The sequence below is a fragment of the Paenibacillus polymyxa M1 genome, assembly GCF_000237325.1.
Classification (GTDB): Bacteria; Bacillota; Bacilli; order Paenibacillales; family Paenibacillaceae; genus Paenibacillus; species Paenibacillus polymyxa_C.
Genome location: NC_017542.1, coordinates 1,006,843 through 1,019,582 on the forward strand (window position 1 = coordinate 1,006,843; position 12,740 = coordinate 1,019,582).

Here is a 12,740-nt window from a genome sequence, read left to right on the forward strand (position 1 = left end):
CGATGATCTTATAATTTTTGATAGTGGTTTAAGAGGTGCTCAACTCTCTCCTTAATAATCTGTTTTAAAGATTCAGGCTTCACTGATTGTACATAATGACCATATCTCATAAAGTAATGAGCGATAAACTCCTCCTCTCCAGGATTGTAGAATCCTTTTATGACTGTTTTATGACCCTGCTGTATTTTCATAGAGGGATAATGTTCTTTATAAAAAATATCCTTGGCTTGTTCTACAATCTCTACTTCAAAGTCGATGCTCTTCTCAGTTTGATACATCTCTAATGAACGGCTAAGAAGTTCGTCTATAGAAAAGTGAGAATTGATTTCCTCCTCTTCTACCAAGGTGATTCGATCACATCGGAAAACCCTATATTTATTCGTATTTAACTCTATTCCAGTAGCGTACCATTGGCCAAACTTAGCGGAAATCTTAAAAAATTGAACATGGTAACTTTTGTTCTGGTTATTTTTTGAATATTGAACCTTACAGTACGTCTCATTAAGAATACTGGTTAGTATTTTGTCCAAATAGAGACTAACATGATTATGTTGATATATTTCAAATTGTAGAACCTTTTTCATTTTATGAATCTGGTTTATTTGTATTTTAGAAAGACAGTGTTCAAACTTTTCATTGAGTTTATTAACACTTAAATGAAATGGTGTAGATTGATAAGCTTCTAACGTCAACATTGCAAAGTACAGAGCATATACTTCATCCATCGTAAAAATAATAGGGGATAACAATCTATTTTTTAAGATACCATATCGTCCATGTCGGCCATGTTCCGAATAAATAGGCATACCTAATTGTTCTAATGAACTAATATCACGTAAGGCTGTACTTTTTGAAATATGGTATTTATCCATGAGATCATTTAAATTAAAGTACTCTCGACTGTTTAAGTACCTAATCATGTCATTTAATCTTTCGGATTTCTTCATACATAAATCTCCTTATAAAAGGTGTCATGTTTTGAACCCTTTACATATGATAATAGGTTCAAGGTGATATATCAAATCTATAAGATATCTACCTACAAGCATGATATAAAAGGAGATTGAACCCATGAGTACAACACTGGAAATAGCTATTTTCTTATCCATGAACGGAAAAGCAAAGGAAGCTATAGCTTTTTACAAAAAACATTTTAACGCCGAGGAACGATTTCTCGTTACTTATCAAGACATGGCCAAACGTGACAGTTCAATACAGCTTACTGCTGAAAATAAAGATTATATTTCTCATTCTGTCTTATCGATCGAAAGAACAAAGGTTATGATAGCAGAAGAACCCATGAATCCCAATGAGGAATATACCGTAGGGAATAATACTTCATTATGTATTCAAAGTGCTGACATAGAAGAAATTGAACATTTTTATCATAGTCTAATAACAGATGATCGAGTGAAAATCATTGTACCTTTATCAAGTAACGTGTTTAGCCAAGCCTATGGTATTATTGAAGACCCATTCGGTATTCAAATACAATTCATGTTTGATCATCGGTTACAATAAAAAAGTAGGCTGAAAGGTACAACAGCATGGTGAAATGTGGATAATAAATGGATAGAAGTAAAAACTAAAATGGAAAAATCCAAGATACCACAGCAGAAAAGGAGACACTATGACAGAGAAAAAAGAAATAGCAAATAAAATAGGGTGGAACTTCGACAACAGTTATTCTCGTCTGCCGGAATCCATGTTTACGAAGCTCAATCCAAATCCTGTTCGCTCACCAAAGCTGATCATTTTAAATCATCCGTTGGCAGTCTCACTGGGTTTGAACGAAAATGCGCTGCAAAGAGATGACGCCGTAGCAATGTTGGCCGGCAATCAGGTTCCCGAAGGTGCTACGCCTCTTGCTCAAGCTTACGCAGGACATCAATTCGGGCATTTTAACATGCTAGGAGACGGGCGTGCTCTACTGCTCGGCGAGCAGATCACTCCCTTGGGTAAACGGGTTGATATTCAGCTCAAGGGCTCAGGCAGAACGCCGTACTCTCGTCGTGGTGATGGCCGAGCGGCACTTGGGCCGATGCTCCGCGAATACATCATCAGCGAAGCGATGCATGCGCTAGGTATCGCTACCACCCGCAGCTTGGCGGTGGTAACTACAGGTGAGGCGATCATCCGGGAAACTGAGCAGCCCGGCGCCATTCTGACTCGTGTGGCTGCCAGTCATCTTCGTGTCGGCACCTTTCAATATGTCTCAGCATGGGGCACGTCCCAAGATCTGCGTACTCTGGCTGATTACACATTGGAACGACACTATCCAGAAGTTGCCAATGACGAAAACCGTTACCTTTCACTGCTTCAGGAAGTGATTAAGCGTCAGGCGAAGCTGATCGCCCAATGGCAGCTAGTGGGTTTTATTCATGGAGTGATGAACACCGACAATATGACCCTTAGCGGAGAAACCATTGATTATGGTCCTTGCGCCTTTATGGATACCTATAATCCTGAGACGGTGTTCAGTTCCATCGACATGCAGGGCCGCTATGCTTATGTCAATCAGCCGCATATTGCTGCGTGGAATCTCGCGAGATTTGCAGAGACCCTCTTGCCGCTGCTACATGACAACAGAGAGCAGGCTGTCCAACTGGCCGAGGATGCAATTTCAGATTTTGCAAACATGTTTCGCCATCATTGGCTTACGGGAATGCGGGCCAAGTTGGGGATCTTTAACGAGGAGCTAGAGGATGAATCCCTGATTGAGGATCTTCTTAAAATCATGCAGAAGCATCGCGCGGACTACACCAATACCTTCCGTGCTCTAACTTTAAACAAACTGGAGGATGCGGATTTGTTCAGCACTGCGGATTTTACCCAGTGGAACAAGCAGTGGCAGGCGAGGCTGGACAGACAACAGGAATCCGAAGCCTCCTCGCATCAGCTGATGCGCAGCAGAAATCCTGCAATCATCCCGCGCAACCATCGGGTAGAAGAAGCACTGGAAGCTGCGGTGGAACGAGAAGATTACCGTGTGATGGAGAAACTCCTTGAAGTTCTTTCGGACCCTTATGCTTATTCTACTGAACAGGAAGTTTACTCTACATTGCCTGAGGAACCCACTTGTCCTTACCGAACCTTCTGTGGTACCTGATCTGTAGTAGTCATGTTGAACAACTGGCTGATAATCTATTTCATGCGTTGGTGGAGAAGAACGACTTTCTCTCACCAACGCATTTTGCTTTTATTTTGAACCTGTTCATTTACAGATGAGATCCACCACTTGCATCAATCAATTGACCAGTGATCCAACGGCTATCCGATGAGGCAAGAAAGGCAGCTATATCTGCAACATCCTCAGGCTCGCCCCAGCATTTAAAGGTCGAAAGGCCAGCGGCAAATTTCTGCCCGTTGGGATCTTGTAAGGTTCCGCTATTCATCTCTGTATTGATAATGCCAGGTTGGATGGCGTTGACTGTAATATGACGGCTCCCAAGTTGATGAGCCAAAACGCGAGTCAGTGTGTCGATTGCCCCCTTTGACATGCTATATGCAAAAACACTAGGGGAGGCCACGCGTGTAACAAACGATGAGAGATTGATAATGCGGCCTCCATTTTTTAGACGCGGCAAAGCTTGCTGGGTAACAAAAAGAGGTGCTTTGACATTCATGTTCATGACTTCGTCAAAAGATTCTTCTGTTGTCTCTTCTAGGGGGACAATTTGACCCATTCCAGCGTTATTGACGAGAATATCAAACCGATTATCGCCTGTACGTTCCCGAAGCGCTTCATCCAATTTCGCATATAAATCATAAACGCCGTTCAGGGCACTGAAGTCAGCACCGATCGTAAATGCAGCCCCTCCAAGTTGCTCAATTTGATGAACCACCTCATCTGCTTCTTTATGCCTTCTTCCGTAATGCACTGCGACAATGGCCCCCTCCCGAGCCAGACGTAATGCAATGCCACGACCGATTCCTCGACTTGCACCAGTTACTAAAGCGATTTGACCTTTTAACTTACTCATGTCTTCATCTCCTTGTTTGGAATTCATGCATAGTTATAGCACAAGGTAATGTTTGAAATGTTGCTCTTTCATTCGGAGTTCATGTTTTGCACTGTAGGGATACAGGTTTTAAATAAGCTTAATATCGTGATATTTATCATTGAAAAAATACGCATGTTTAACGCTCTAATGCATTACATTGAATTGACCAATGTTCAGAAAAATGAATCTCCTTCCTTTCCATTTCATGTCTAAAAATGTCTGCTAATTAGCAGTTGTATTTAGACGTTTTTTGTCATACAATGCATCTAATGCTACGGACTCGGTCTTAGAAACAGTAAGGTTTGGACGGCAAATAGGACGTGGTTGACTTTGTATATTTACGAATCGTGGAACTACTGTGTAGTCGTTCGATCAACCACGTCAGTCTGAAAATTAATAATGTTTGGAGGCAGTTTTCCGGATCATTAGCATTTGATGACGAACATATACGAAGGGGAGCGTTCTTTTGGAATCGAAACAATTAACAAGAGGGCTGAAGCCACGGCACGTTGAGTTGATTGCGCTTGGAGGCACGATTGGCGTCGGCTTGTTTATGGGATCGGCAAGTACGATAAAATGGGCAGGTCCTTCGGTGCTGTTGGCTTATCTCTTAGCTGGGATTATTATGTTTTTTGTCATGCGGATCATGGGGGAAATGCTGATTCTTGAACCGGTGACGGGCTCATTCGCTACCTTTGCTCATAAATACATCAGCCCTTTGGCCGGTTTCTTGACCGCTTGGAGCTATTGGTTCTTATGGGTTACTGTAGGGATGGCGGAGGTCACTGCGATTGGGGTATATGTGGCCTACTGGTTCCCGGATATCCCGCAATGGTTGCCGGCTTTGGTAGGTGTAATTATTATTGCGCTGGCCAATTTGGCGGCTGTGAAATTTTATGGAGAATTTGAATTCTGGTTTGCGATGATTAAGATTATCGCAATTATCTTCATGCTAGTGGTTGGTACGGGGATTATCTTTTTTGGCCTCGGTAACGGCGGACAGCCGATAGGTCTATCCAATCTAGTCAGCCATGGTGGTTTTTTTGCAGGAGGGCTAAAAGGGTTCCTATTTGCACTCTGTATTGTAACGGCGGCTTATCAGGGGATTGAGATGGTGGGCATTACAGCGGGTGAAGCAGAAAATCCGAAAATGACCCTGCGAAAAGCCATTAAAAACATCATCTGGCGTATTCTGATTTTTTACGTAGGGGCAATCTTTGTCATTGTTACGATTTATCCTTGGAACCAAATTGGCGAGATTGGCAGCCCGTTTGTTCTGACTTTTGCCAAGGTAGGAATTGTGGCTGCTGCGGGTATCATTAACTTTGTTGTACTCACAGCTGCGATGTCAGGTTGCAACAGTGGTATTTATAGTGCGGGCAGAATGTTATATACATTGGCTAAGAATGGACAAGCTCCTAAGTTCTTTGGGAAAGTTTCGGCAAGCGGCGTCCCTAGAAATAGTATAATAACGACCATTTCTTTGCTGCTGGTAGGGGTATTATTTAACTACTTAATGCCTGATTCCAAACTGTTTCTGTATATTTATAGCGCCAGTGTTCTCCCAGGTATGGTACCGTGGTTTGCATTAGCCATTAGTCAATTTAAATTCCGGAAAAAGTGGAAAAACGAAATGGAAGGTCATAACTTTAAGTCTCGGTTTTTTCCGATTAGTAATTACATCACCATTATCTTTCTGTTGCTCGTAATTGTTGGAATGTGGTTTAACCCGGACACACGCTTATCGTTGATTGTCGGGGCAACATTCATGGCGATCGTCGTTGTTGGATATTTTATCTTTGGTATAGGAAAGCGGCAGAGAATTGAAGAGTTAGAAAAAAACGAATAGGCTGCTCAAGATGTAGTATTTGCCGAGCGTAATTCAGATTACCTGAGTTGCGCTCGGCTTTTCTTTTTATATGAAGAGGAATAGAGCAATGGAAAGGCTGTAAGTGAGGTGAAAAAGTGTGTGGCTAACCTGTTCGCACTACAAGGGTGAATATAAATACAAAGAAAGTGAGAAGGGAAACGGAGAAGTTCATTATTGCCATACTCTTACGATGAGCCTTAAATTCTGAAATGCCGGACAATAAAAATACAAGTCCTATAAAAAATTGTGCGATGGTGTATGCGTGCTTATAAGTATCCGGGTATGCGAGGGATAAAAGGGACGAAACCATAGCAATTACAGCAAATATTAAAGTGAGAATTCGGTAGATATCCATTTTCTTGAACATAGATAAGTGCACCCTTCCTTAAATAACGCCAAGTGTATTATCTATTCTAAAGGTCAGACCGTGGGACTTCAAATAAATAGAAAAAAAAGAGTGGGCAGAATGCTGCTAGATAAAACAAGAACCATTCGGCTGTGTGTGAAGTTCCTAGGTCATGAGCTTCGTTTTTTGTTTTCGGGTTAGAAATTATAAGCGTGCAGGAGTAGTACCGAGGATCGCAGTATTCTAAAAGTCAACAGGAAATTTGCCCATTTTCAGCGTGATAATCACGTCTTTAGTTCAGAAAACAACGTATTACTATAAAACAAACCGAGCTTAATCAGGAGGATGGTCCAGTATTCCCTCATTTTTATTTCTGATAAGATGAATTCCATATTATTGAAGATACCATTGGCCTGCGAGGATACATGTGAAGCTTAGTCTATCGTAGGTATGGATGGCAGAATGATACACCAAGAAATGAGGAAAACATCAGATGAAGGTAAAGAAGTATATTATTTTGATGACTGCTGTCATGAGTTTATCTGCTATGCTGGCAGCATGCGGTGACTCCAAGAAACAAAATGAAGGTGAGGCTACGACTGGAGCGACTATTTCTACAGTTGCCACAGCTACACAGACACCCAAAGTGGATCAAGATGTTGCAGGACAAGTGAGTGCGGAAGCTACTGCGAGCAGTACAATGGACAAAGCGACAAAAGCTGGGACCAACACAAAAACGTATGCAGACATGGCTAAAGAAGCAACGAAACTCGACCAGCAAGCAGGCCAAATAGGACTAAATACAACACAAGAGCAGCTCCTTTCCTTTGCGGATCGTTATGGGCTGGTACGGGTGCCAAACCATCCCATTCGGCGGGTTTCCGATCCAACCGGAAAACATATCAACATCGCAAATTACAGCGACTCTGTTGTCAATTTATATACAGAAAAGCCAATTCACCCGAATACGGATGAGTTTATTCATGAGGCTTATACCTATTTTACAGAGGGAGTTGCTCCGGGAGAGACCTACAAGAAATGGGAGGAAACTTCTAATACAGAAAGAGGGCTCATCAAAATGCTCTACCTGTCACGCGAGGGACTTCTTATTTTAGAAGAAGCGATGAAGACGCATGATTACTCTACTCCATCAGTCCAAAATACGCTGGGCTTCTTTAAGGTTGCTTCGAAATTTGAGTCTATGATGCCTGTTGCACAGACGCCCACAGACATCAGTTTGTACAATATGTATGATCAACAAGTTAAACCAGAGTGGAAGAAACTGAGTGATATTAAAAACCCTGCGGCGAATGAAAAGGCCTTTGCTGCCGCCTATCAAAAAGCAAGAAACGAGACCAATAATCTCATGGGGTTGTTGAACATTATGGTGTCTACGGAAATGGAAAAACGTCTCAAAGCAGCAACTGATCCGCAGAAGACAGAAAAATAGAAAAGACATAATTTATCCACACTTACTTCTAATATTTAACTGTTAGTAGAATTATTGAAAAGCTATAATTCTAATGATGATTTGAGTGTACTTGAAGAAAAGAGGTTGTGGGTATGATGTTGAAAAAATGGCCAGTAGTATTCATGATAGGTATTATCATGCTGGTATCCGTAGGGTGGAACAGTGGAATATCTTATGCAAAATATTATTACGAATACTCTTGGGATCAGTACAAGGGGACTGAAATCAAGACCTACAGGCTGACACCGGTAGCCGGTAGAGCTGGATTTATGGATCAGGAAAAGGCCTTTGCTGTGATTAGCAAAACCCCGAATGTGTATGGAAAGTTCAGTGGCTATCGAACAGAGAAAACAACTGAATTTGCAACCAAGAGTGTAACGGATGAGGTTTATAAATATGCAGTTGTTGATTTTAATACCGACAAGGAGCCAGAAACTGTAGAATACATTAATCCAAAAGACGGAATTCCTCATACATGGAACGGAACCGATGAGATTCGAATTTTTATGAGAGGATCTGAGGCAGCTTCGTTGGCTGAGCTGTTTTATGAGGGAACTCCAAGTGAAGAACGCTATCATTTTAATGCTGACGATGTATACTTAGTTGCATTCTGGTCCAGCGCAGCAAAACCAATCACTGGAATGTCTGCTGAAGCACTAGTTGAGGAAGGCCCCTCTACGCTTATAAACCGAGAGTGGGTAGCTCAAATAAAAGACAAAGATCCTGCTGCTTATCCACAAAACGGATCTTTAAAGGGCTACTTTTATATTTATAAGGGCTCTGAGTTGAAAAAGGATTAGAAAGAGAAGACAGAATTTAATAAGTGCATCTTACACAAAAAATGAGATAACATTTTGTATTCAGACGAATGCGGATACAGGTGTCATCTCTTTTTTTGTTTGTATACATGAATAAAATGATAACCCAAAGGTGATAAATATTTAATTACCAATGAAAACCATTGTTTAGTGATAGGGAATTACGGCTTAAAAAAACATGCTGAATGAGCAGGACAGCAGATTGCTCAAACCACTTTTTTTGCTGGCTTTATTCAATCCTAGGGAGATTATTCCGATAAACCAAGTATATACAGTTTGGTGTTAACAGTAATGAAAAACCGTTTGAAAACAAAAGAGATTTATTTTCAAAGTTGATATGAAGGTACAGGTGAAAGTGGCCCAGTGCCATCTCGTAAAGGAGGTGTAATGATCTCAAATAATGAACTGTGAAAAAAGGTTGAAACAAATTAGGCATTACATGGCTGGTTTACTGGCTGTCTGGTTGTTCTGTATACATAGTGCGCCTGTTTTTGCGAACAGAGCCTTTAACGATATCGAACATTCCTATGCAGCTGATGCGATTGAGGCCATGGCTGCTCAAGGTTATGTTACAGGTTATCAGGATGGGAGCTTTCGACCTTTACATTTTATCTCGCGTCAGGAATGGGCAAGCATTTTTGCTAAAACCTTAAAGCGAACATCGAATAACAGAGGCGTAACTTCTTTTCGGGATGTGTCACCATGGGCCTTACCTTATGTACAGGCCTTGCAGGAAGAGAGCATTACGAAAGGGATTAGCGATCAATTATTTGGTGCCAGGCACAATATGACCCGTCAGGATATGACCGTTTGGTATGCCCGGTATTTTGGTGTTACTGATGATACCCGATCTGCTGGAATATCCAGTTTTGTGGATCAATCAGATATATCAGACTATGCACAAACGAGTGTATGGCTAATGGAACGGTTGGAGCTGATCGAGGGGGATACGAATCACTATTTCCATCCTAAAGAGTCTGTGAGACGGCAGGATGCCACGCTGGTTGCTTATCGGATATGGCTAGGCGGTGACGGTCTGAGAGAACGTGCCAAACGTTTGCTGGAGTCATTAGGAAATGGAGCTGCAACGATGCCTCGGGCGACCAGCCAACAAGAATCGCAGAAGATTGCGGTCGATTTGACACCGGAAATTAGGCAACAACCTGTGAATTCGGAAATTGAGGAGCCTAAAAGGCATCGCCCAAGACCTGATTCACCAGTCTCCCCGGTGACACCAATAGAGCCGAAACCGGAACCGCCAGTGACACCACCGAAACCGAAGCCGGAACCGCCGGTGATACCACCGAAGCCGAGACCGGACTCGCCAGTCACACCACCGGTGCCTTATCCCAAACCACCAGTAATTCCAGTAGATCCATCGGATCCTTCTTCGGATTTTCTGGTAGATGAAGTCGTAATCAAGGCGCAGGAGCTGGTAAATCAGCCGGAAACGTACCCTTCGTATCAGCTATCCTTTCAGCTCTACCATAAAGGGCGTCCAGTAAGCATTCCTGCTGCCAGCGTCACAAGTGTTACGTACACATTTAGTGATGAGTTAGGCGTGTTTGATATACAAGGGAAAATCGCACATCCTGAAAATATTCCGGCTGCGGACAGCTTCATTCCTGTAGAGATGAAGGTCACTATTGCCAAACCTTATCAGGTCCTTACAGCTCAGACCAAGCTGATCGTGAAAGGGAAGACTCCGCCGGCAGAGCCACCGAACGTAATCAGGTCCGTATACTTGTCTACGTATACTATTTCAGAGGCGGCTGCTTTAGATCCCGCTGCTTGGAAAATGTCCTACGTATTTCATAATGCTAAAGGAGAGGTTATAGCTCCTGAAATGCTGCCGTCCGACTTGATACTTCGGGTAGAGGATTCCAGAGGAATATTTGACGAGGATGGAAAGATTGCCAATCTGCATTTGATTCCAGCAGTGAACTCAGCCATTCCATTAAAAATTGTGGTTGAGTCACCATCCCAGGGGATTCACTTCACATCTGATGCGGAATTAAGGGTAGAACCCGGAGAACGCAAGAAGCAATATTTTGCTGTCTCCATCATGCTGCAGGGAAGCGTGACTACCGTAGACCAAATCAAGCAATCTCGTCAATTGCTGATGGATCACTTTGGTCCCAACATCAAAGTGACGTGGGCGATGGAAAACGGATTTGTTTTTGTGGAATCGAACCGACCGCAGCTTAAACAGGTTCTGGATTACGTCGATCAGTATGGAGATGAAGTCGGGATACTGGCCGGGTATCCGAACCAGCAGAAGTTTCCTGTTTGGGAAGTAAAGATGGATGAGTGGCTGTACATGTACCGTTACAATGCATTCAATGAGCTACACCAATCTGGTTCGATGGGATCACCATCCGTGTTTGAAAGCATGGATACAGACCAATATCGGAAGTATCTGCCGAAATCATTGACCAGCTTTACGGTGAATCCTGAACAGACTCAATGGTTAAAAGATCACTATCGAATTACATCCGCGATGGGATGGTCGGCTACACAATATAATGTCAACGGCATGTATGGTGAGGGCTCACCTTTGATGCCTTACTGGTCTAATAAAGACAATCCGATTGTTCCCGCACAAGGAATTACTGATAATAGCGGTACCGTATTCATGAACTCGGTTACGATTGATCCGATTGGATCACGCTATACCAAAGATTCCTCACGCTGGACTCTTCATCCGGGTGACCCCTATGTGACGGAGACGGATGCGGCACCACAACTGTATATAGTACAGCAATATTTGGATAACCCTTATCAACGTATAAATACGGTAAACTACTTGTCCATTATTTTGGACATTAACGCACTTGCAAACACCCATAACATGGGTCCAATATGGGAGAACTTTGTGAATCATTTCCCGCTTGATCGCAAGGTCGAGATTGTGGGTGTGGACGGGCTGAAACAGGTTTATGAATCGGTAGCAGGATCCAATAATGATCATACCGAGTTTACGCTCATGTTTAGAGGCTCAGGTATTAAGACGGCTATGGATTCCAATAATTCACCAGCAAATCTGCGCTATTTGTGGACTGAAAATGCCTCACAGCGGGTTATTTTATCCAAAGAGGATGGGGATGCGGAATGGTCTATTATTGACTTTACCGATTATACCCAAAAACCGGTTCCGAAGATGGATTACAACCTGGATGGTCACACGGACGTAAGCTATGTCACCGGAAGGAACTTCAAGCTAAGTCCAACGGCTCCTTTAACAGCAGATGAAATTCAGCGCGTGAAAGCTCGTTTGAAGGACATCTATTTCGTGGAAGAAGTGAACTATCAGTAAGCGTATGAAGTGATAAAACTTGTAGGACCTGAGTTTTATGAAAAGAGGGCGCCCCATAGCCATGGAAATGGCTGTGGAGCGCTCTTTGCTTTAAAGAAGGATATTCCGCGTTTTACACCCACTCCACAATCTGATCTACAGGTCGACGAGTTTTGTCGCGCGGCTCGTTCAGGCGGTAGCCAAAAGCCACCATGCAAGAAATACCGAAATGCTCGGCATCCATAATGCCTTCTTCGGAAAGGATGCGTTCAATTTCTTGTTTATTAAAACCCTCGATCGGGCAGGAATCAATGCCGATTTGAGCTGCGGCAGTCATCATATTGCCCAGTGCGATATAGGTTTGTCGGCATGCCCACTCGAACATAGCTCTTTCATTTTCCTCAAGCGCAAAATCTGATTTTAGGAAGGCATCATATACCTTCTCTTTGCCTTGCATCACTTCAGCAGGTAATTGCTGCACGTTTTCCATCATATTCTTGATATAATCGGATGAAGCTACCATATCTTTAGGCAATCTGGAGAGAATAAGTACGAAATGGCTTGCTGTTGGTAGCTGTTTTGTGGCCCCCCAAGAATAGGGTAGCAGTTTCTCACGCATCTCTTTACTTTGGACGACAACAAATTTCCAGGGTTCAAAGCCAAACGAGCTTGGGGATAAACGACCGGTTTCAAGAATAAACTCAAAATCGGAATCGCTAATTTTCTTATGACTATCAAATTCCTTTGTAGCATGTCTGAACTTGTATGCAGCTAAAATTTGATCTTTAGTGGTTGTTAGGGTTTCCATCGTGATTCCACTCCTTATGGATGTGATTGAAATTGACGCTTATCAAGTGCATGACTAATATTAGAATATATATAATCGTTTTGGAAGTACGCACATTAATGTGCTGTAGTATATAAAATGATACCAAG

Annotated in this window: 10 protein-coding genes; 6 read left to right on the forward strand and 4 right to left on the reverse strand. The window is 42.6% G+C overall.

The window, feature by feature from the left end; translation table 11 throughout:
- Positions 1-8: 8 nt before the first annotated feature.
- Complete coding sequence (locus tag PPM_RS04505; RefSeq protein WP_013369535.1) at positions 9-947, reverse strand: helix-turn-helix transcriptional regulator; 939 nt, start codon at positions 945-947, stop codon at positions 9-11.
- 124 nt (positions 948-1,071) lie between these two features.
- Here PPM_RS04505 and PPM_RS04510 point away from each other — a divergent pair, with 124 nt between their 5' ends.
- Together PPM_RS04510 and PPM_RS04515 are read left to right on the forward strand one after the other, a co-directional pair.
- Entirely contained in the window at positions 1,072-1,521 is a 450-nt protein-coding gene (locus PPM_RS04510) for a VOC family protein (protein WP_013369536.1), read from the forward strand.
- A 109-nt stretch (positions 1,522-1,630) separates the two neighbouring features.
- On the forward strand, positions 1,631-3,109 hold the full coding sequence (locus tag PPM_RS04515) for a protein adenylyltransferase SelO (RefSeq protein ID WP_013369537.1): 1,479 nt from the start codon (positions 1,631-1,633) through the stop codon (positions 3,107-3,109).
- Between the two features lie 109 nt (positions 3,110-3,218).
- Here the strand turns inward: PPM_RS04515 and PPM_RS04520 are convergent, their stop codons facing one another.
- Entirely contained in the window at positions 3,219-3,983 is a 765-nt protein-coding gene (locus PPM_RS04520; protein WP_014599499.1) for an SDR family oxidoreductase, read from the reverse strand.
- A gap of 487 nt (positions 3,984-4,470) precedes the next feature.
- On the opposite strand from PPM_RS04520, the gene PPM_RS04525 reads away from it, so the two are divergent.
- Positions 4,471-5,853, forward strand: a complete 1,383-nt coding sequence (locus tag PPM_RS04525; RefSeq protein WP_013369541.1) for an amino acid permease — start codon at positions 4,471-4,473, stop codon at positions 5,851-5,853.
- A 124-nt stretch (positions 5,854-5,977) separates the two neighbouring features.
- Here PPM_RS04525 and PPM_RS30485 read toward each other — a convergent pair whose 3' ends face one another.
- Positions 5,978-6,241 (reverse strand): DUF3953 domain-containing protein, encoded by a 264-nt coding sequence (locus tag PPM_RS30485; protein ID WP_043885877.1) that lies wholly within the window; start codon positions 6,239-6,241, stop codon positions 5,978-5,980.
- A gap of 472 nt (positions 6,242-6,713) precedes the next feature.
- Here PPM_RS30485 and PPM_RS04535 point away from each other — a divergent pair, with 472 nt between their 5' ends.
- The 3 genes from PPM_RS04535 to PPM_RS04545 all read left to right on the forward strand — a co-directional run bounded on the left by PPM_RS04535 (position 6,714) and on the right by PPM_RS04545 (position 11,825).
- The gene (locus PPM_RS04535) at positions 6,714-7,670 is read left to right on the forward strand and encodes a hypothetical protein (RefSeq protein ID WP_013369542.1); all 957 of its coding nucleotides are present in this window, start codon (positions 6,714-6,716) and stop codon (positions 7,668-7,670) included.
- 113 nt (positions 7,671-7,783) lie between these two features.
- Entirely contained in the window at positions 7,784-8,491 is a 708-nt protein-coding gene (locus PPM_RS04540) for a hypothetical protein (protein WP_013369543.1), read from the forward strand.
- Between the two features lie 418 nt (positions 8,492-8,909).
- Positions 8,910-11,825, forward strand: a complete 2,916-nt coding sequence (locus tag PPM_RS04545) for an S-layer homology domain-containing protein (RefSeq protein ID WP_043885878.1) — start codon at positions 8,910-8,912, stop codon at positions 11,823-11,825.
- 112 nt (positions 11,826-11,937) lie between these two features.
- Here the strand turns inward: PPM_RS04545 and PPM_RS04550 are convergent, their stop codons facing one another.
- A complete protein-coding gene (locus tag PPM_RS04550; protein ID WP_013369545.1) occupies positions 11,938-12,612 on the reverse strand; it encodes an NAD(P)H-dependent oxidoreductase in 675 nt (224 codons plus the stop codon).
- Positions 12,613-12,740 lie beyond the last annotated feature (128 nt).

Excerpts from the sequence above, each read along its gene's own strand:
- PPM_RS04505 (WP_013369535.1), bottom strand. The coding sequence starts at position 947 with ATGAAGAAATCCGAAAGATTAAATGACATGATTAGGTACTTAAACAGT.
- PPM_RS04510 (WP_013369536.1), top strand. The coding sequence starts at position 1,072 with ATGAGTACAACACTGGAAATAGCTATTTTCTTATCCATGAACGGAAAA.
- PPM_RS04515 (WP_013369537.1), top strand. The coding sequence starts at position 1,631 with ATGACAGAGAAAAAAGAAATAGCAAATAAAATAGGGTGGAACTTCGAC.
- PPM_RS04520 (WP_014599499.1), bottom strand. The coding sequence starts at position 3,983 with ATGAGTAAGTTAAAAGGTCAAATCGCTTTAGTAACTGGTGCAAGTCGA.
- PPM_RS30485 (WP_043885877.1), bottom strand. The coding sequence starts at position 6,241 with ATGTTCAAGAAAATGGATATCTACCGAATTCTCACTTTAATATTTGCT.
- PPM_RS04535 (WP_013369542.1), top strand. The coding sequence starts at position 6,714 with ATGAAGGTAAAGAAGTATATTATTTTGATGACTGCTGTCATGAGTTTA.
- PPM_RS04540 (WP_013369543.1), top strand. The coding sequence starts at position 7,784 with ATGATGTTGAAAAAATGGCCAGTAGTATTCATGATAGGTATTATCATG.
- PPM_RS04545 (WP_043885878.1), top strand. The coding sequence starts at position 8,910 with ATGAACTGTGAAAAAAGGTTGAAACAAATTAGGCATTACATGGCTGGT.
- PPM_RS04550 (WP_013369545.1), bottom strand. The coding sequence starts at position 12,612 with ATGGAAACCCTAACAACCACTAAAGATCAAATTTTAGCTGCATACAAG.